This window comes from Sinorhizobium sp. KGO-5, from assembly GCF_036245905.1.
Classification (GTDB): domain Bacteria; phylum Pseudomonadota; class Alphaproteobacteria; order Rhizobiales; family Rhizobiaceae; genus Sinorhizobium; species Sinorhizobium meliloti_A.
In genome coordinates this window covers 1-17,873 of record NZ_BDIZ01000008.1, presented here as the reverse complement: position 1 = coordinate 17,873, position 17,873 = coordinate 1, and the positions used below count along the sequence as shown (strand labels likewise).

The following is a 17,873-nucleotide window of genomic DNA, read 5'->3' as shown; positions in this document are numbered from 1 at the left end:
GAAAACGGCGGCAGAAGGAAGTGCTCCATCCCGGATACGCGAGAGGCCGGCGCTGGGCGGCGCCGGCCTCTCGGCTGAGAAAGAGAGTCTTGCTCTTACGTATTCATCGAGTCGAAGAAGTCGCCGTTGGTCTTCGTCTGCTTCAGTTTGTCGATGAGGAACTCGATCGCGTCGGTGGTGCCCATCGGCGCGAGAATGCGGCGCAGCACGAAGATCTTCTGCAGGTCCTGACGCGGGACCAGGAGGTCCTCCTTACGCGTGCCGGACTTCAGAATGTCCATGGCCGGGAAGATGCGCTTGTCGGCGACCTTGCGGTCGAGGACGATTTCCGAGTTGCCGGTGCCCTTGAACTCTTCGAAGATGACTTCGTCCATACGGCTACCGGTGTCGATCAGAGCCGTTGCGATGATCGTCAGCGATCCGCCTTCCTCGATGTTGCGGGCCGCGCCGAAGAAGCGCTTCGGACGCTGCAGGGCGTTTGCGTCGACACCGCCGGTCAGTACCTTGCCCGATGAGGGAACGACCGTGTTGTAGGCGCGGCCGAGACGGGTGACCGAGTCGAGCAGGATCACCACATCGCGACCGTGTTCGACGAGGCGCTTGGCCTTTTCGATCACCATCTCGGCGACCTGGACGTGGCGTGTCGCCGGCTCGTCGAAGGTCGAGGACACCACCTCGCCCTTGACCGAGCGCTGCATGTCCGTCACTTCCTCCGGTCGCTCGTCGATCAAAAGGACGATCAGGTAGCATTCCGGATGGTTCGCCGTGATCGAATGCGCGATGTTCTGGAGAAGCACCGTCTTACCGGTGCGCGGCGGCGCGACGATCAGGCCACGCTGGCCCTTGCCGAGCGGCGCGACTAGATCGATGACGCGCGCGGAGAGATCCTTGGACGTCGGGACCTCGAGTTCCATCTTGAAGCGCTCGTTCGGATAGAGCGGCGTCAGGTTGTCGAAGTGAACCTTGTGGCGGATTTTTTCCGGATCGTCGAAGTTGATCGTGTTGACCTTCAGAAGTGCGAAATAGCGTTCGCCTTCCTTCGGCCCGCGGATCGGGCCCTCGACCGTGTCGCCGGTCTTCAATGAGAAGCGGCGGATCTGCGACGGCGAAATGTAGATATCGTCGGGACCGGGGAGATAGTTCGCATTCGCCGAGCGCAGAAATCCGAATCCGTCCTGCAGGACCTCGACGACGCCCTCGCCGATAATCTCGATCTCCTGCTGAGCCAGCATTTTGAGGATCGCGAACATCAGCTCCTGCTTGCGCATCGTGCTGGCATTCTCCACCTCGAGCTCTTCGGCAAAGGCCAGGAGGTCGGTCGGCGTCTTGTTCTTAAGTTCTTGAAGCTTCATTTCAGCCATGAAGGGTCCGTGCTTGATAGGGGATTGGGAGCCGGCGCGATTTGTCAGGGAGCTGCGAGGGGGGAAGAGGCAGGCTCTAAAACTTCGTCACAGGCCACAGGAAGAAGGAGATGAGGGAAAATAGCGATTCACGTGAAGCGCCGCAAGGGGTCGCGGCAAATTAGCAGCAACTATTGCAGCTGCGAATCGATTGAATTCAAAATGGTTTCACCACGACGAGGATGACGATGGCGATCATCAGCAGGGTTGGCGCCTCGTTCATCAGCCGCCAATAGCGCGCGTCGCGGCGATTCTCGTCCCGCTGGAAGGCTTTCACCGCGCGGCTGAAATGCACATGCACCAGCGTCAGCAGGAAAACGCAGAGAATCTTCGCATGCAGCCAGCCGCCCATAAAGCCGTAGACGCTCCAGGCGAGGTAAAGTCCGAGCACCCAAGAGATCATCATGGCCGGATTCATGATGACCTTGAGCAGTCGCTGTTCCATCATCTTGAAGGTCTCGGACTGTTCCGATCCGGGCGCTGCATCGGTGTGATAGATGAACAGACGCGGCATGTAGAGCAGCGCCGCCATCCAGGAGATGACCGCGATGATGTGGAGCGCCTTGATCCAGAGGTAGAGGTCGTCCGGCTGCCCGGCGAAGAGCCCGATCAACAAAGCCGCAAAGGCTGCGACCGCGATCGTCGCACGAAGGCGCGCCCGTTTACCCGGAACGCTGTCGGTTTGGCGTTCCCCTCTCATAGCTGCCCTTTCATCGCGACCCTCGAACGCGGGCGACGAGTGCGGCAACGTGATCCGGATCGGCGTCCGGCGTTATGCCGTGGCCGAGATTGAAGATCAGCGGCCCCTGGCCGAGGACGTCCAGGATGCGATCGGTTCCATGCTCCAGCGCCGCGCCACCTGCCACGACCCGTACCGGATCGAGATTGCCCTGAACGGGCCCGTCCTTCTGCAATTCGGCGGCGAAGGAGAGCGGCACCGACCAGTCGAGGCCGATCGCATCCGCACCGGTCGCCTGCCGATAATTCTTCAGCAGAAGGCCCGCACCTTTCGCGAAAGCGATGATTTTCGCAGAGGGGTGGCGCGCGCGGACTGATGCGATCATCCGCCGGACGGGCTCGATCGCGAAACGCTGAAACTCCTCCTCGCCGAGCACACCGGCCCAGGAATCGAAGATCTGCACCGCATCGGCGCCGGCATCGATCTGCTCTACCAGATAGTCGGCGGAAATATCGGCGAGCAGCGTCAGAAGCCGCTCGAAAGCCTTAGGATGACGGTAGGCGAAAAGACGCGCAGGCGCCTGGTCCGGCGTCCCGCGGCCGGCGATCATATAGGTCGCCACCGTCCAGGGCGCCCCGCAGAAACCGAGGAGCGTGGTGTCCGTCGGCAGTTCGCGTCTCAGCCGGCCGACGGTCTCGAAAACAGGAGCCAGGTGAGCGATGACGCCATCGGGTCTCAGCCGGCCAATCCCGTCCTCGTCGATCGGGTCCATCCGTGGCCCCTGTCCCTCTTCGAAGCGGACATTGCGCCTGAGCCCATCGGGCACCACGAGAATATCGGAGAAAAGGATCGCGGCGTCGAAGCCGTAGCGGCGGATCGGCTGTAAGGTCACTTCGACCGCGAGATCCGGCGTGTAACAGAGGTCGAGAAAGCTTCCGGCCGTCGCACGCACCGCCCTGTATTCGGGGAGATAGCGTCCTGCCTGTCGCATCAGCCAGATGGGGGGAGGGGTGAGCGTTTTGCCGCTCAAAACCTCCAGCACTTTGCGATGCGTTCCGCTCACTTGCCGCTTCCTAATCTAAAAATAAAACTGAATTTATAAGGTTTCTATTTCTTAGAGTCGGTGGGTATCAAGGATTAAAATCGATCCTCACCCTATCCAGTCCGCCTCAATCTCCCGCAAAAAGGCGGGAGGGATTCCGGCCAATTTGCGCGTTGAGCGGGGAAACCCGGGAAAACACTGCAGAGTCAGTCCTTTGCCGGCGGTCTGGAGTTTGCGGTTCCTGTGGATGAGGAGTCGATCCGCGTGACAATTTGTCGTGGCCATGAGTCTTGTCCACATGCCTGGGCAAGAGATTTCCGGTTCGGTGTCAGATGTGAACAAGTCGCCGCTTTTCCACTTGCCTGAAGCCAGGCGCCGCCGTTAGCTGTTTTTGTCCCGCCTTATCAACAGACCGCGGAGAATTGCGTGGAGAACCGCAAAAACTACTTCCATCTGCATCTGATCTCCGATTCGACCGGCGAAACTCTGATCGCCGCCGGTCGAGCGGCTGCTGCGCAATTCCAGACCTCCCATGCGCTGGAACACGTCTATCCGCTGATCCGCAACCGGAAGCAGCTGATGCAGGTCATGGACGCGGTCGACGGGGCACCGGGGATCGTCCTCTACACGATCGTCGACCGGGAACTTGCGGGCCTCATCGATCAGCGATGCCGCGAGATCGGCGTGCCCTGCGTCTCGGTCCTCGACCCGATCATCGAACTTTTCCAATCCTATCTCGGCTCGCCCTCGCGCCGCCGCTCCGGCGCGCAGCATGTCATGGATGCCGAATATTTCGCCCGGATCGAGGCGTTGAACTTCACGATGGATCATGACGACGGTCAGATTCCCTCCGATTTCAACGAGGCGGATGTGGTCCTTGTGGGTGTGAGCCGCACGTCGAAAACACCGACGAGCATCTATCTCGCCAATCGCGGTATAAAGACGGCGAACATTCCGATCGTGCCGGGCGTGTCCCTGCCCGATGCGCTCCTGAAGGCGACGAAACCGCTCATCGTCGGGCTCATCGCTTCGGCCGAGCGCCTCTCCCAGGTGCGGCAGCATCGCGTGCTCGGAACGACGCAGAACTTCCACGGGGAAGATTATACCGACCGGGCGGCGATCGCCGAGGAGCTGAAATATGCCCGCTCGCTTTGCGCGCGCAACAACTGGCCGCTGATCGACGTGACGCGGCGCTCGATAGAGGAGACTGCCGCCGCAATCGTTGCCCTGCGGCCGCGGCTTAGATAGAGCGCGCCGCAAGAACAGCTTGCAGACCGCGAACACGGAACCGGAAAAATGAAACCCTTACTCGTATTGGCCTCGGCCAGTCCTTTTCGTCGCACTCTGCTTGCGAATGCAGGATTGGCCTTCGAGGCCCGGGCCGCCGCGATCGACGAGCGTGCGCTCGAGCAGCCGCTGGAAGCGTCTGGTGCTTCGCCGGCCGATGTCGCCCTGGCGCTTGCCGAAGCCAAGGGGAAGGAGGTCGCACGGCATTTTCCGAACGCCCTTGTCATCGGTTCGGATCAGACGATGTCGCTTGGAACCCGCGTCTATCACAAGCCCCGGGACATGACGGAAGCCGCCGAGCATCTCCGGTCGCTCTCGGGCAGGACGCACAGTCTCAACAGCGCGATCGTTCTCGTGCGCGGCGACGAGGTCGTTTGGCGGCACGTCTCGACTGCGAAGATGACCGTGCGGCCATTGAGCGATGGCTTCATAGATCGACATCTTGCAAGGGTGGGCGAGAAGGCGCTGACAAGCGTCGGCGCCTATCAGCTCGAAGGCGAGGGCATCCAGCTCTTTGAGACCATCGAGGGCGACTATTTCACCATACTCGGCCTGCCGATGCTGCCGCTTCTCTCCAAGCTCCGCGAACTGGGTGCGATCGATGCATGATTCACGTGAAACATTTGTTAACCATGCCTTTGTAACCGGCTATCCGGTGAAGCATTCGCGATCGCCGCTCATTCATGGCCATTGGCTGAAGCAGTTCGGAATTCGGGGAAGCTACCGGGCCCACGAGGTCACGCCCGAGGCCTTTCCCGATTTCATGCGGCAGATCAAGGAAGGAAGAACCGACTTCTGCGGCGGAAATGTCACGATTCCGCATAAGGAGGCCGCCTTCCGGCTGGCCGATCGGCCGGACGAGCTCAGCGCCGAACTCGGAGCGGCCAACACCCTCTGGCTCGAAAATGGAGAAATCCGCGCGACGAACACCGACGGGCGTGGCTTCGTCGCCAATCTGGACGAGAACGCCAAAGGATGGGACCGCATCTCGGCCGCGGTGATTCTCGGTGCCGGCGGCGCCAGCCGGGCGGTGATCCAGGCGATCCGGGACCGAGGGGTCAAGACGATCCATGTGGTGAACCGCACCCCCGAGAGGGCGAGGGAACTGGCCGATCGCTTCGGCACGGCGGTGCACGCACATTCGATGGCGGCGCTTCCCGAGGTCGTTTCAGACGCCGGCCTCTTCGTCAACACGACCTCGCTCGGCATGAACGGCGAGCCGGCGCCGGCGATCGACTTTTCGGGCCTGGCGCCAGACGCCGTCGTCACCGACATCGTCTACGTGCCATTGAAGACACCGCTGTTGCGGCAGGCGGAAGAACAGGGCTTCCGCACCGTCGACGGACTTGGCATGCTTCTCCATCAGGCAGTGCCCGGATTCGAGAAATGGTTCGGTCTGAGGCCGGTCGTCGACGAAACGCTAAGACAGATCATCATCAGCGATATGGACAGGCACGCATGATCATCGTCGGGCTTACCGGCTCCATCGGAATGGGAAAATCGACCGCTGCGGGCATGTTCCGGGAACTCGGCGTGCCGGTGAACGATGCCGACGAAGTGGTGCATATGCTCTATAGCGGCGAAGCGGTGGCGCCGGTCGAAGCGGCCTTTCCGGGCGTCGCCAAGGGCGGCGTCATCGACCGGGCCGAGCTTTCGCTTCGGCTTGTTGCGGCGCCCGAGCGGCTGGCCGAGCTGGAACGGATCGTCCATCCGCTGGTGCGCGCCAAGGAGCAGGAGTTCATTGCGCGGCACAGAGCGGACGGTGCGCCTTTCGTGCTGCTCGATATTCCGCTCCTCTTCGAGACCAAGGCCGAGGCGCGCCTCGACCGCATCGTCGTCGTGACCTGCGATCCGGAGATGCAGAGGGAACGCGTCATGAAGCGCCCGGGAATGACCGCCGAGAAGTTTGCGATGATCCTCGAGCGGCAGGTGCCCGACAGCGAGAAGCGCGCCCGCGCCGACTATATCGTCGACACCAGCGACAGCTTCGACGTCACACGGCAGCAGATCCGTGCGATCGTCGATGATTTGCGGGCGGCTTAACCTTCGCAACCCCCCCTGACCCTAGCCGTCTCCCGCATGCGGGGAGAGGGAACGAGTACGACGCTGCCGCGAGTTTCCTTCGCCCGCATGTGGGGAGAAGGTGGCCGGCAGGCCGGATGAGGGGCGGCGATGGCCTTCAATTGCGCAGCAAATAACATTAAGAATGGAGGGCAGCTTCGGGTGATTCGTCCCGAAACATCGTCCACAGGGCTCCCGCATGCGTGAAATCATCTTCGATACGGAAACGACCGGCCTCGACAACCGCGAGGACCGGGTAATCGAGATCGGCGGAATCGAGCTCGAGAACCAGTTTCCGACGGGGCGCACGATCCATATCTATATCAATCCGGGGGAGCGCAAGGTTCATCCGGAAGCCCTGGCCGTCCACGGCATCACCGACGAGTTTCTGAAAGACAAGCCGCCCTTTGCCGATGTCGCCCGGGAGATCGTCGATTTCTTCGGCGATGCCCGTTGGGTCGCCCACAACGCCACCTTCGATATCGGCTTCATCAATGCGGAGTTCGAGCGGCTCGGCCTGCCGCCGATCGGCAGCGACCGAGTTATCGACACTCTGGCTCTTGCCCGCCGCAAGCACCCGATGGGACCGAATTCGCTCGATGCGCTCTGCCGTCGCTACGGTATAGACAACTCCCATCGAACCAGGCACGGGGCCCTGCTCGACTCCGAGCTGCTTGCCGAGGTCTATATCGAGATGATCGGCGGCCGCCAGGCCGCGCTTGGTCTCGTGATGACGGAGACGGATGGCCGGTCGATGGAGGCCGACGACGGACCGGTCGTCGTCATCAAAAGGGAGCGGCCTTTGCGGCCACGATTGACGGAGGCAGAAATCGCTGCCCATGCGGCGCTCGTCGCGAAGATCGGCGCGAATGCGATCTGGGAGAAATACAGCGAAGCCGACTATGCCCTCAGATCGGAAGCCGTTTAGAGCACTTCCAGGAAAAGTGTCTAACGGTTATCCGTCCGCAAGTGCGTAGGATCAAATGCTCCAGGCCTGTCCGTATCGCGGCGCTGCGGGTCTCTCAAGCGAATCGCGTTGGCCGGGCATAAAAAACCCGGCTCGGTGAGCCGGGTCTACCAGTCGTTCGGACCGATCAATTGGCCGTGTCGTTGGTATTTGCCACCTGCGCGCGGACCTTTTCCTCAGCCATGCGCTGGGCAAACATCTGCGCGAAATCGATGGGATCGATCATCAGCGGCGGGAAGCCGCCGTTGCGGGTGGCGTCGGCCACGATCTGTCGCGCGAAGGGGAACAAGAGGCGCGGGCACTCGATGAAGAGCAGCGGCAGCATGTGCTCCTGCGGGAAGCCGGCGACGCGGAAGACGCCGCCATAGGCGAGTTCGACGTTGAAGAGCATCTTGTCGCCGTCCTTGGCCTGGGCGCTCAACGACAGGACAACGTCGAAATCATTCTCCGCCAGCGGATTGGCATTGACATTGACATTGATGTTGATCGACGGGGAGCGGTCGCGAGCCTGCAGCGAACGCGGTGCGCCGGGGTTCTCGAAGGAGAGGTCCTTGACGTACTGGGCCAGGATATTGAGCGACGGGCTCTGCTGCTGCTGGGCACTGCCGTTGCCGTTGGATGCGGTATCAGTCGTCATAAGAGTTTCCTCGGACTTCGAAATGGTGAGGCCATCTAACATTTAGGGCTTGGGCTTACAACCCTCGTGGCCCGGCCCGGCCCGACGCAAGAGCACATCCGGCCCTTCTTTGGAAAGCGGATTATAGACCCGATTGGAGCCGGGATCAGAAAAAGTGAAGCTCGGATCAATGAGGCAGACGATCCGGTGGCGGCGGGTCGTCTTCGTCCTTTGTCTTGCGCGAAAATTCGTCCTCGTCGAGATCGATCGTCAGCGGCCCGCGGCGCTCCTCGCGTGAGGTTCCAGCGGATTGCGGGCCAGCGGATTGGGGGCCAGAGGACCGGGAACCGGAGGATTGGGGCCTGGAGGCACGATAGAAGCCGGTTGCGCTGCTCAAAATCGTCATCCGGCTGCGCAGGAAGCCGGCGATGGCGCGTCGGACCGGGGGCAGAAAGATCAGAAGGCCGACGAGGTCGCTGATGAAACCGGGCACGATCAAGAGGATAGCGGCGATGAAGATCAGCACACCGCCGAGAACGTCCAGCCCCGGATCGTTGCCCGTCCGTGCCGCCTCCTGCACGCGCCGGAGCATGCCGAAACCCTGGATGCGCAGGAGCATGATGCCGGCGACGGCACTTGCGAAAACGAGAAGAAGCGTCATCGCCACGCCGATCTCGCGCCCGACGGCGACGAAGCCAGCGATTTCCGCAAGCGGCAGCCCGAGAATGACAAGCGGGATCAGGAAACGCATCGCCCGTGCTCGCAAGAAGGTGAGTGCAATTGTCCGGTCTCCGGTTTATGGGTGCGACATCGTCGTTTGAATGGTCTATCCTTCCGGACTATATGGAACAGTACGAGAAATTCTAACAGCGGTTCCGGGTGGAAATGGGCTCTTTTGATTTCATCACATTTTTTTTCCTGATCGCTGCCGTGGTCATCTTCCTGCAATTGCGTAGCGTCCTAGGTCGCAGGACCGGCAGCGAGCGGCCTCCTTTCGATCCCTACTCTCCACGGGATATCGCCCAAGGGCCGGAAGCCAAGGATAACGGCAAGGTCGTTCAGCTTCCCCGTCGTGAGACGGCGGAAGACGAGTCGCGCTATGCCGCGATCGAGACCGTCGCCAAGGCCGGGACTCCGCTGAATGCCCAACTCCGGGCTATGACCGACGCGGATCCCAACTTCAATCCCACCGAATTCCTCAACGGTGCGAAGATGGCCTACGAGATGATCGTCATGGCCTTTGCCGATGGCGATCGTAAAACTCTCAAGGGTTTGCTGTCCCGCGAAGTCTATGAGGGCTTCGAGGCCGCGATTGCGGAACGAGAGGCCAAGGGCGAAGTTGTCAAGTCGACCTTCGTCGGCATCGATAAGGCCGATATCGTGCACGCGGAGATCAAGGACGCCGAGGAAAACATAACGGTCAGGATCATCAGCCAGCTTATTTCCGCGACCTACGACAAGCAGGGCAAACTGGTCGACGGAGACGCCGATTCGGTTGCCGAAGTGAACGACCTGTGGACGTTTGCGCGCGATATCCGTTCACGCGACCCGAACTGGAAGCTGATCGCCACCGAATCGGAAAACTGACCGGGAAGCGGGCGGCCATGACTTTTCATCTCGAGCCGGTCTCCTATTCGGAGCTGCCCGGCTGGTCTGCGGACGACCCGGCACCGGTGATCGCTTCGCTTCGGCGCTGTCACCGGCATGTAACGGAGGTGAAGCCGTACAAGACCGGCTCGCTCGGTATTTCGGTCGCCGACCTCCTGCCCGCTTTCGACGCGGCAGGCAGCGATTTCTCCGATGCGGCCGCCGCACGCGGATTTTTCGAGGCCCAGTTCGTTCCGTTCCGAATCCGCCCGGAAGAGAAAAGGACCGGCTTCGTCACCGCTTTCTACGAACCCGAGGTCGAGGTACGGGCTGAGCCGGATGCGGAGTTCCGCTTTCCCTTCTACCGGCGTCCCTCGGACCTCATCGATATCGACGACATAAACCGGCCGGCAGGAATGGACCGATATTTCGCCTTCGGCCGCTGTTGCGACGGCAGGATCGAGGAATATCCGGACCGACGCGCGATCGAAGAAGGATTTCTCGCCGGCCGCGGTCTGGAGATCGCCTATGCCCGCTCCAAAGTCGACGTGTTCTTCGTCCATGTGCAGGGCGCCGCGCGGCTGATCTATCCGGACGGATCCCGCCGCCGCATCACCTACGCCGCCAAAACCGGGCATCGCTTTTCCGCCGTCGGGAAACTGTTGATCGATCGCGGCGAGATCGACGCCGCCACCGTGTCGATGGCGAGCATTCGCGACTGGCTGGCGGCCCATGCCGACAAGGCGGACGAGGTTCTGTGGCATAACCGGTCCTTCATCTTTTTCCGCGAGGCGCCGGTCGAGGAAGAGGGGCTCGGCCCCGTGGCGGCTGCCAAGGTGCCGCTGGAGCCGGGACGCTCGCTTGCTGTCGACCGCCTCATCCACACATTCGGCGTTCCCTTCTACGTCGCGAGCGAAACCCTGCTCCATCTCGACGGCGGACATCCCTTCGGGCGCCTGATGCTCGCGCTGGACACCGGCTCGGCCATCGTCGGCCCGGCGCGCGGCGATATCTTCACGGGCTCCGGCGACCGGGCGGGGAAACTCGCGGGTTCCGTGCGCAACGACGCAGACTTCTTCATTTTCGTGCCCCGCGCGGCCGCGGCCCGATATCGCGCGCAGTCCAGCCATGGCTAAGGACAAGAAGCTTTCCACCGAGGACCGCATTCTCTGGGGGAAGGTCGCGCGTTCGGCGCGGCCCATGCCCGGGCGGTTGGACGCTCTGGAGGAGCTGCTGGGCGGGACCGCGGAAATCAAGGCTGTACCTGGCCCGGAGGCGACGCCTCCCTCGAGCACGCCCGAAAGGGCCGGCAGGGGCTTTTCACTCAGCCGCGACAAGGCAGAACACCCCCCTCATCATCCGCTGGAGCGGCCGGTCAAACGCAAACTGGCGAAGGGCCGGCTGACGCTCGAGGCGAGGATCGACCTGCACGGCATGATTCAGAGCGAGGCGCACGGACTGCTGCTGCAGTTCCTCCTGAGGGCGCGCGACCGCGGCTTGAGGCATGTCCTCGTCATCACCGGCAAGGGGACGTCGCTCGGCAGCGACGGCGCCCTGAAGCGAGCCGTGCCGCTCTGGTTCTCGCTTCCCGAGTTCCGGCCCTTGATATCGTCCTACGAACCGGCCGCCCGCAATCACGGCGGCGAGGGCGCGCTTTATGTGCGGCTGGCGCGGGCGAAGGGAGGCGCCTCATGACTCCCTTCGGCGAGGCCGTACGCGAACTTCGCCGGCGCAAGGGCGTGTCTCAGAAAGAGATGGCGGCTGCAATAGGGGTTTCGCCCGCCTATCTCTCGGCTCTCGAACACGGCAAGCGGGGAGCGCCGAGCTTCGACTTCCTCCAGCGCGTTGCCGGCTATTTCAACGTGATCTGGGACGAGGCCGACGAACTCTTCCGGATAGCGCATCTTTCAGATCCGAAAGTCGTGCTCGACACGTCCGGCCTTCCGCCCGGTCACACTGCCTTCGCCAACCGTTTGAGCATGGAGATTCGCGGCCTGTCGGCGGAGACGATTCGGGCACTGGAAGATGTTTTGGAAAAAGCCACATTTCCTGATAAGGACAGGGGATGAAAGCCCATTCCGGCCGCGATCTTCGCGTCGGGATTTGGAACAATTGGACAAATTTTCTATAGTCCGCGAGGCATCTCGCGCTGTGATTCGCAATGAATCGCGACGTCCGAAAACCTGGAAAGATCTGAGCCCGAATGACCGATATTTCTGAGACCGAAGCCGGCGCAATCGCCGAATATGGTGCCGATTCCATCAAGGTGCTGAAAGGCCTCGATGCAGTGCGCAAGCGCCCGGGCATGTATATCGGTGACACCGACGATGGCTCAGGTCTGCACCACATGGTCTACGAGGTCGTGGATAACGCGATCGACGAGGCGCTTGCCGGCCATGCGGACATCGTAACGGTCACGCTCAATCCCGACGGTTCCGTCACGGTGACGGACAACGGTCGCGGCATACCGACGGACATCCACCGGGAAGAAGGCGTCTCGGCGGCGGAAGTCATCATGACGCAGCTTCATGCCGGCGGAAAATTCGACCAGAATTCCTACAAGGTCTCCGGTGGCCTGCACGGCGTCGGCGTTTCGGTCGTCAACGCCCTCTCCGTGTCGCTGAAGCTCAAGATCCGCCGGTCGGGCAAGATCCACGAAATGAGCTTCACCCACGGCGTTGCCGACGGGCCGCTCAAGGTAACGGGCGACGCCGGCAGCGAGACCGGAACCGAGGTCACCTTCACGCCGAGCGAACAGACCTTCTCGAACATCGAGTTCGAGTTCGGTACGCTCGAGCATCGCCTGCGCGAGCTCGCCTTCCTGAATTCCGGCGTCCGCATCGTGCTGACCGACAAGCGCCATTCCGACATTCGTCGGGAAGAAATGATGTATGACGGCGGTCTCGAGGCCTTCGTCGCCTATCTGGACCGGGCGAAGAAGCCGCTCGTGCAGAAGCCGGTGTCGATCCGCGGCGAGAAGGACGGCATCACCGTCGAAGTGGCAATGTGGTGGAACGACAGCTATCACGAGAACGTGCTGTGCTTCACCAACAACATTCCGCAGCGCGACGGCGGCACGCATATGGCCGGCTTCCGCGGTGCGCTCACGCGTCAGATCACCTCCTATGCCGACACGTCCGGCATCACCAAGAAGGAAAAGGTATCGCTCACGGGCGACGATTGCCGCGAGGGGCTGACGGCTGTGCTGTCGGTGAAGGTTCCCGATCCCAAATTCTCCTCGCAGACCAAGGACAAGCTGGTGTCCTCGGAAGTCCGCCCCGTCGTCGAAAGCCTGGTCAACGAGGCCCTGAGCGTCTGGCTCGAAGAACATCCTTCCGATGCCAAGATTCTCGTGGGCAAGGTCGTGGAGGCCGCCGCCGCGCGCGAAGCTGCGCGCAAGGCACGCGAGTTGACGCGCCGAAAAGGTGCGCTCGATATCTCGTCGCTGCCCGGCAAGCTCGCCGATTGTTCCGAGCGCGACCCGGCCAAATCCGAACTCTTCCTGGTGGAGGGCGACTCGGCAGGCGGCTCGGCCAAGCAGGGCCGCTCGCGTGAAAACCAGGCGATCCTGCCACTGCGCGGCAAGATCCTCAACGTCGAGCGCGCGCGTTTCGACAAGATGCTGTCGAGCCAGGAAATCGGCACGCTGATCACCGCGCTCGGCACGTCGATCGGCAGTGACGAGTTCAACGCCGACAAGCTGCGCTATCACAAGATCATCATCATGACGGACGCCGACGTCGACGGCGCCCACATCCGCACGCTGCTGCTCACCTTCTTCTTCCGGCAGATGCCGGTGCTGATCGAGCGCGGCCACCTCTATATCGCCCAGCCGCCGCTCTACAAGGTGGCCCGCGGCAAGTCCGTCCAGTATCTCAAGGACGAGAAGGCGCTTGAAGATTATCTGATCAACATGGGCCTCGAGGAGGCTTCGCTCGAACTCGCTTCGGGCGAAGTGCGCGTCGGCCAGGATCTCCGCGAGGTCATAAACGATGCGCTGCGACTACGCTCGCTGATGGATGGGCTCCACTCCCGCTACAATCGCTCGGTCGTGGAGCAGGCTGCCATCGCCGGAGCGCTCAACGTGGAACTCAACGGCGAGCGCGACGAATATCAGTTGATCGCCGCCGAAGTGGCCCGCCGGCTGGATGTCATCGCCGAGGAGACCGAACGCGGATGGGAGGCAACGGTGACGGCGGAAGGCGGGCTGAAGCTCGAGCGCATGGTGCGCGGCGTCAAGGAAGCGGCCGTGCTCGACATGGCGCTGATCGGTTCTTCGGATGCACGCCATATCGATCAGCTCAAGGCACGGCTTAAGGAGGTCTATGGCGCTCCGCCGGTGCTGCGCCGCCGCGACGGCACGCAGGAGATCAGCGGTCCGCGCGCCCTCCTCGACGCGATCTTCGCCGCCGGCCGCAAGGGGCTCACCATGCAGCGCTATAAGGGCCTGGGCGAAATGAACGCCGAGCAATTGTGGGAGACGACCCTCGATCCGAACGTCCGTTCGCTGCTGCAGGTCAAGGTTACCGATGCGACGGATGCGGATGGTCTGTTCTCGCGCCTGATGGGCGACGAAGTGGAGCCGCGGCGCGACTTCATCCAGGAAAACGCACTGAGCGTCGCCAATCTCGATATCTGACGCGCACGTATAGGCGCGGCACTTTGATCATGGTTCCGACGAGAGCAAGGCGATCCACGCCCTGCTCTCGTCTTTCGGAAGCTCGATCGCTCGCGGATCATTCGCCCGTGAAACGTCCTTCGAAGACGAATTCGCTGACGGGCTTGCGCTGGCTTGGTTTTTCGCGTTCCCGCAGATCGTCCGGCAGGGTGGAAGGATCCGCAATCCTGCCGATCGCGACGGCTGCCTCGACCCGGTAGTGCTCCGGAACACCGAGCACCTGCATGGCCTTCTCTCTGTCGACCCCCGCCATCGCATGGGCATGCCATCCGGCGAGCTGCGTCTGCAGCGCGAGCGCGAACCAGGACGCTCCCGTGTCGAATGCGTGCGTATAGGCCGGCCTCAGCTCGCCGGTCGATGTGACCCTGTGGGTCTTCGAAAGGATGATGACCAGGGCAGAGGCGTTTTTCGCCCAGCGCTGATTGCCCTCGTCGAGCGTCGACAGCAGGCGAGCGAAATGCCCGGTGCCGTGGCGGGCGTAGACGAAGCGCCAGGGCTGAAGATTGCTGGCCGAAGGCGCCCAGCGCGCGGCTTCGAAGAGCGCGAGCAGATCCTTTTCTCCGATCTCCTCGCCTGTGAAGGCGCGCGGCGACCAGCGCTCCAGAAAGATCGAGTGGATGGGGTGATCGGCTCTTCTATGGTTGATTTCTGTCACGAAGGAACATCCTTATTTCTTGCAGATACGCACCTGTCCGACGCATCGCCATTCCTGCGCGTCAGCTCAGCAGGCGCGAAGGATCCGTAAACCGCAATCATGTGATTGTCGAACCGGCGAAAAAAGCTGTATAAGTTCTGTAGATTTTTTGAGGAAGGACTCGACATGAATCTGAAAGACCCGTCGCTGTTTCGCCAGGCTGCTCTCGTAGGCGATACCTGGATCGAAGCCGACCCGAAGAATGCGATCGAGGTGAACAATCCGGCGACTGGCGAAATCATCGGCCGCGTTCCGAAGCTCGGCGCCGCCGAGACCAGAACGGCGATCGAGGCCGCGGCGCGGGTGCAGAAGGAATGGGCGGCGCGGACCGCCAAGGAGCGCTCGGCGGTGCTGCGCCGCTGGTTCGAGCTGATGATCGAAAACAAGGACGATCTCGGCCGGATTCTGACGATGGAGCAGGGCAAGCCGCTCGCGGAGGCGACCGGCGAGATCGTCTACGGAGCGAGCTTCATCGAATGGTTCGCGGAAGAGGCGCGGCGTGTCTATGGCGACCTGGTTCCCGGTCATCAGAAGGATAAGCGCATTCTGGTGATGAAGCAGCCGATCGGCGTCGTCGCCGCGATCACGCCGTGGAATTTTCCGAACGCGATGATCACTCGCAAGGCCGGGCCGGCCTTTGCCGCCGGTTGCGCCATGGTCTTGAAGCCTGCCGCGCAGACGCCGTTTTCGGCGATCGCCATCGCCGTGCTCGCCGAGCGCGCGGGCATGCCGAAAGGCCTCTTCAGCGTCATCACCGGCTCAGCGCGCGAGATCGGCGCCGAGATGACTTCGAACCCGACCGTCCGCAAGCTTACCTTTACCGGCTCGACCGAGGTCGGCGCAGAGCTCTATCGCCAGAGCGCGGCCACGATCAAGAAGCTTGGCCTGGAACTCGGCGGCAACGCCCCGTTCATCGTTTTCGATGATGCCGATCTCGATGCGGCGGTCGAAGGCGCGCTGATCGCCAAGTTCCGCAACAATGGCCAGACCTGCGTCTGCGCCAACCGCATCTATGTGCAGGACGGCGTCTACGAGGCGTTTTCGGAGAAACTCGCCCAGGCCGTCGGCAAGCTCAAAACCGGCAACGGGATGGAGGACGGCGTCATCCTCGGACCGCTGATCGACCAGCCGGCGCTGAAGAAGGTCGAGGAGCACGTGGCGGATGCGCTTGCGAAGGGCGCGCGCGTGGTGCAGGGCGGCCGTCGCCATTCGCTCGGCGGCACCTTCTACGAAGCGACGGTGCTGGCCGACGTGACCCAGTCGATGGCGGTCGCGCGGGAAGAGACATTCGGCCCGGTGGCGCCGCTCTTCCGCTTCAAGGACGAGTCGGATGTGATCGCACAGGCGAACGACACCGAATTCGGCCTTGCCTCCTATTTCTATGCCAAGGACCTCGCCCGCGTCTTCCGCGTGGCGGAAGCGCTGGAATATGGCATGGTCGGTGTCAATACCGGCCTGATCTCCACGGCGGAGGCACCCTTTGGTGGCGTCAAACTCTCGGGCCTCGGTCGCGAGGGGTCGAAATACGGCATCGAGGAATTCATGGAGATCAAATATGTCTGCCTCGGCGGCATCGCCTGAGGCGGCGCTCCCTCGAAAAACCGGCTGGAAAGTTCTGGCCGGTTTTTTCTTTTGCCGGTAAGAGGCTGGGAAGCACTCGGTCGCCGCCGGCCGATTGCGGCAGACACACTCGGACGCAGAAGGAGAGCAATCGATGCCCGCCCCGAAAAACACCTTCAAAGCGGCGATCCGCGAAAACCGCTTTCAGCTCGGTCTCTGGGTGGCGCTCGCCAGTCCCTATGCGGCGGAAGTGGTGGCCGGCAGCGGTTATGACTGGCTGCTAATCGATGGCGAGCATGCGCCGAACGATATTCCCATGCTGGCGGCGCAGTATCGCGCCGTCGCCGGCGGAGGCAGTCATCCGATCGTCCGCCTGCCGGTCGGCGACGCGGTCATGATCAAGCAGATCCTCGATGCCGGCGTGCAGACGCTGTTGATCCCGATGGTCGACAATGTCGAGCAGGCGCGGCAGCTCGTGCGCGCCGTGCGTTACCCGCCGCATGGCGTTCGCGGTGTCGGTGCCGCTCTCGGCCGGGCAACGAACTTCAGCCGCATCGGCGACTACCTCGAAAACGCCAACGAAGAGATCTGTCTGCTGCTGCAAATCGAGAGCCGGGCAGGGCTCGAGGCGATCGACGCCATCGCTGCGCTGGACGGCGTCGACGGCCTGTTCGTCGGTCCGGCGGATCTTGCCGCGGACATGGGGCACCTCGGCAATCCGGGTCATCCGGAGGTACGGACAGCCATAATCGAGGCCTTCGCGCGGATCGAGCGTGCCGGCAAGGCACGCGGGATCATGACCCTCGACCCCGCCCAGGCGCGCGACTATCGCGAGCTCGGTGCCGATTTCATGGCGATCGGCACCGATGTCACCTTGCTCGTCAGCGCAACGGAGCGGCTGCGCCGGGAATTTCTTGGAGAGAGCGGACCGATACGGACGGAATCCGGCTATTGATCGATTCCTCACAAGGACTGGGAAGGGCGTCTCATAAGACGCGCGGGCTGTAGGAAACTTTTTGGAGGACGGCAATCTCTCCTCCGTCCTCATCCCTGTGCTCGTCACAGGGATCCAGCAGCGCCGCGTCTGCGGCGCGGGAAGAGTTCTTTCAGCCCAAGGACTTGGTCTGGCTGGATCCCTGTGACGAGCACTGTTGGGGTGGACGGCTCCCAACGGCATCGCAATGTGCCAGAGTGAGTCGTTAAGACATCAATCGAGGGAGACCGTCCGTGGAGCAGATTATCCGAATTGGCATGGATACGTCAAAGAGCGTTTTCCAGTTGCATGGAGTGAACGCCGCCGAG

At 62.2% G+C, this 17,873-nt stretch carries 18 protein-coding genes; 12 read left to right on the top strand and 6 right to left on the bottom strand.

Going from position 1 to position 17,873, the window contains the following annotated elements; genetic code table 11:
* Window positions 1–95 precede the first annotated feature (95 nt).
* The 3 genes from rho to hemE form a co-directional block, all read right to left on the bottom strand.
* Window positions 96–1,361: a transcription termination factor Rho gene (gene rho, locus BHD07_RS25440; protein WP_010970587.1), complete on the bottom strand. Its 1,266-nt coding sequence runs from the start codon at window positions 1,359–1,361 to the stop codon at window positions 96–98.
* A 196-nt stretch (window positions 1,362–1,557) separates the two neighbouring features.
* Window positions 1,558–2,100 carry a protoporphyrinogen oxidase HemJ gene (gene hemJ / locus BHD07_RS25435; RefSeq protein ID WP_100672631.1) on the bottom strand — a complete coding sequence of 181 codons (543 nt, stop codon included), beginning with the start codon at window positions 2,098–2,100 and terminating at the stop codon, window positions 1,558–1,560.
* A 10-nt stretch (window positions 2,101–2,110) separates the two neighbouring features.
* Window positions 2,111–3,142 carry a uroporphyrinogen decarboxylase gene (hemE, locus tag BHD07_RS25430; protein WP_100672630.1) on the bottom strand — a complete coding sequence of 344 codons (1,032 nt, stop codon included), beginning with the start codon at window positions 3,140–3,142 and terminating at the stop codon, window positions 2,111–2,113.
* Window positions 3,143–3,547: 405 nt separating this feature from the next.
* Between hemE and BHD07_RS25425 the strand changes: the two genes are divergently transcribed.
* The 5 genes from BHD07_RS25425 to dnaQ all read left to right on the top strand — a co-directional run bounded on the left by BHD07_RS25425 (window position 3,548) and on the right by dnaQ (window position 7,397).
* Window positions 3,548–4,369 (top strand): pyruvate, water dikinase regulatory protein, encoded by an 822-nt coding sequence (locus BHD07_RS25425; protein ID WP_100672629.1) that lies wholly within the window; start codon window positions 3,548–3,550, stop codon window positions 4,367–4,369.
* Between the two features lie 48 nt (window positions 4,370–4,417).
* Entirely contained in the window at window positions 4,418–5,017 is a 600-nt protein-coding gene (locus BHD07_RS25420; RefSeq protein ID WP_338283641.1) for a Maf-like protein, read from the top strand.
* Entirely contained in the window at window positions 5,010–5,870 is an 861-nt protein-coding gene (locus BHD07_RS25415; RefSeq protein ID WP_100672627.1) for a shikimate dehydrogenase, read from the top strand. Before BHD07_RS25420 ends, BHD07_RS25415 begins: the two co-directional genes overlap by 8 nt.
* Window positions 5,867–6,451 carry a dephospho-CoA kinase gene (coaE, locus tag BHD07_RS25410; RefSeq protein ID WP_100672626.1) on the top strand — a complete coding sequence of 195 codons (585 nt, stop codon included), beginning with the start codon at window positions 5,867–5,869 and terminating at the stop codon, window positions 6,449–6,451. The genes BHD07_RS25415 and coaE overlap by 4 nt, the downstream gene beginning before the upstream one ends.
* A gap of 217 nt (window positions 6,452–6,668) precedes the next feature.
* Window positions 6,669–7,397 (top strand): DNA polymerase III subunit epsilon, encoded by a 729-nt coding sequence (gene dnaQ, locus BHD07_RS25405; protein WP_100672625.1) that lies wholly within the window; start codon window positions 6,669–6,671, stop codon window positions 7,395–7,397.
* A 166-nt stretch (window positions 7,398–7,563) separates the two neighbouring features.
* Here dnaQ and secB read toward each other — a convergent pair whose 3' ends face one another.
* The gene (secB, locus tag BHD07_RS25400; protein WP_026169012.1) at window positions 7,564–8,073 is read right to left on the bottom strand and encodes a protein-export chaperone SecB; all 510 of its coding nucleotides are present in this window, start codon (window positions 8,071–8,073) and stop codon (window positions 7,564–7,566) included.
* Window positions 8,074–8,239: 166 nt separating this feature from the next.
* Complete coding sequence (locus BHD07_RS25395) at window positions 8,240–8,803, bottom strand: FxsA family protein (RefSeq protein WP_100672623.1); 564 nt, start codon at window positions 8,801–8,803, stop codon at window positions 8,240–8,242.
* Between the two features lie 134 nt (window positions 8,804–8,937).
* Here BHD07_RS25395 and BHD07_RS25390 point away from each other — a divergent pair, with 134 nt between their 5' ends.
* The 5 genes from BHD07_RS25390 (at window position 8,938) to gyrB (ending at window position 14,278) form a co-directional block, all read left to right on the top strand.
* Window positions 8,938–9,639, top strand: coding sequence for a Tim44/TimA family putative adaptor protein (locus BHD07_RS25390; RefSeq protein WP_018098687.1), 702 nt, complete (start codon window positions 8,938–8,940; stop codon window positions 9,637–9,639).
* A 17-nt stretch (window positions 9,640–9,656) separates the two neighbouring features.
* Entirely contained in the window at window positions 9,657–10,775 is a 1,119-nt protein-coding gene (gene mltA / locus BHD07_RS25385) for a murein transglycosylase A (RefSeq protein ID WP_100672621.1), read from the top strand.
* Window positions 10,768–11,334 carry a Smr/MutS family protein gene (locus tag BHD07_RS25380; protein WP_100672620.1) on the top strand — a complete coding sequence of 189 codons (567 nt, stop codon included), beginning with the start codon at window positions 10,768–10,770 and terminating at the stop codon, window positions 11,332–11,334. Before mltA ends, BHD07_RS25380 begins: the two co-directional genes overlap by 8 nt.
* Window positions 11,331–11,708, top strand: a complete 378-nt coding sequence (locus tag BHD07_RS25375; protein WP_003531717.1) for a helix-turn-helix domain-containing protein — start codon at window positions 11,331–11,333, stop codon at window positions 11,706–11,708. The genes BHD07_RS25380 and BHD07_RS25375 overlap by 4 nt, the downstream gene beginning before the upstream one ends.
* A 134-nt stretch (window positions 11,709–11,842) precedes the next feature.
* Window positions 11,843–14,278, top strand: a complete 2,436-nt coding sequence (gyrB, locus tag BHD07_RS25370; protein WP_324762569.1) for a DNA topoisomerase (ATP-hydrolyzing) subunit B — start codon at window positions 11,843–11,845, stop codon at window positions 14,276–14,278.
* Between the two features lie 97 nt (window positions 14,279–14,375).
* Here the strand turns inward: gyrB and BHD07_RS25365 are convergent, their stop codons facing one another.
* The gene (locus BHD07_RS25365; RefSeq protein ID WP_100672618.1) at window positions 14,376–14,972 is read right to left on the bottom strand and encodes a nitroreductase family protein; all 597 of its coding nucleotides are present in this window, start codon (window positions 14,970–14,972) and stop codon (window positions 14,376–14,378) included.
* 165 nt (window positions 14,973–15,137) lie between these two features.
* Between BHD07_RS25365 and gabD the strand changes: the two genes are divergently transcribed.
* On the top strand, window positions 15,138–16,592 hold the full coding sequence (gabD, locus tag BHD07_RS25360; protein WP_100672617.1) for an NADP-dependent succinate-semialdehyde dehydrogenase: 1,455 nt from the start codon (window positions 15,138–15,140) through the stop codon (window positions 16,590–16,592).
* A gap of 133 nt (window positions 16,593–16,725) precedes the next feature.
* The gene (gene hpaI, locus BHD07_RS25355) at window positions 16,726–17,526 is read left to right on the top strand and encodes a 4-hydroxy-2-oxoheptanedioate aldolase (protein ID WP_100672616.1); all 801 of its coding nucleotides are present in this window, start codon (window positions 16,726–16,728) and stop codon (window positions 17,524–17,526) included.
* Window positions 17,527–17,873 lie beyond the last annotated feature (347 nt).

Coding starts and splice junctions, on each gene's coding strand:
- rho (WP_010970587.1), bottom strand. CDS start 1,361: ATGGCTGAAATGAAGCTTCAAGAACTTAAGAACAAGACGCCGACCGAC.
- hemJ (WP_100672631.1), bottom strand. CDS start 2,100: ATGAGAGGGGAACGCCAAACCGACAGCGTTCCGGGTAAACGGGCGCGC.
- BHD07_RS25420 (WP_338283641.1), top strand. CDS start 4,418: ATGAAACCCTTACTCGTATTGGCCTCGGCCAGTCCTTTTCGTCGCACT.
- BHD07_RS25415 (WP_100672627.1), top strand. CDS start 5,010: ATGCATGATTCACGTGAAACATTTGTTAACCATGCCTTTGTAACCGGC.
- coaE (WP_100672626.1), top strand. CDS start 5,867: ATGATCATCGTCGGGCTTACCGGCTCCATCGGAATGGGAAAATCGACC.
- dnaQ (WP_100672625.1), top strand. CDS start 6,669: ATGCGTGAAATCATCTTCGATACGGAAACGACCGGCCTCGACAACCGC.
- secB (WP_026169012.1), bottom strand. CDS start 8,073: ATGACGACTGATACCGCATCCAACGGCAACGGCAGTGCCCAGCAGCAG.
- BHD07_RS25395 (WP_100672623.1), bottom strand. CDS start 8,803: ATGCGTTTCCTGATCCCGCTTGTCATTCTCGGGCTGCCGCTTGCGGAA.
- BHD07_RS25390 (WP_018098687.1), top strand. CDS start 8,938: ATGGGCTCTTTTGATTTCATCACATTTTTTTTCCTGATCGCTGCCGTG.
- mltA (WP_100672621.1), top strand. CDS start 9,657: ATGACTTTTCATCTCGAGCCGGTCTCCTATTCGGAGCTGCCCGGCTGG.
- BHD07_RS25380 (WP_100672620.1), top strand. CDS start 10,768: ATGGCTAAGGACAAGAAGCTTTCCACCGAGGACCGCATTCTCTGGGGG.
- BHD07_RS25375 (WP_003531717.1), top strand. CDS start 11,331: ATGACTCCCTTCGGCGAGGCCGTACGCGAACTTCGCCGGCGCAAGGGC.
- gyrB (WP_324762569.1), top strand. CDS start 11,843: ATGACCGATATTTCTGAGACCGAAGCCGGCGCAATCGCCGAATATGGT.
- gabD (WP_100672617.1), top strand. CDS start 15,138: ATGAATCTGAAAGACCCGTCGCTGTTTCGCCAGGCTGCTCTCGTAGGC.
- hpaI (WP_100672616.1), top strand. CDS start 16,726: ATGCCCGCCCCGAAAAACACCTTCAAAGCGGCGATCCGCGAAAACCGC.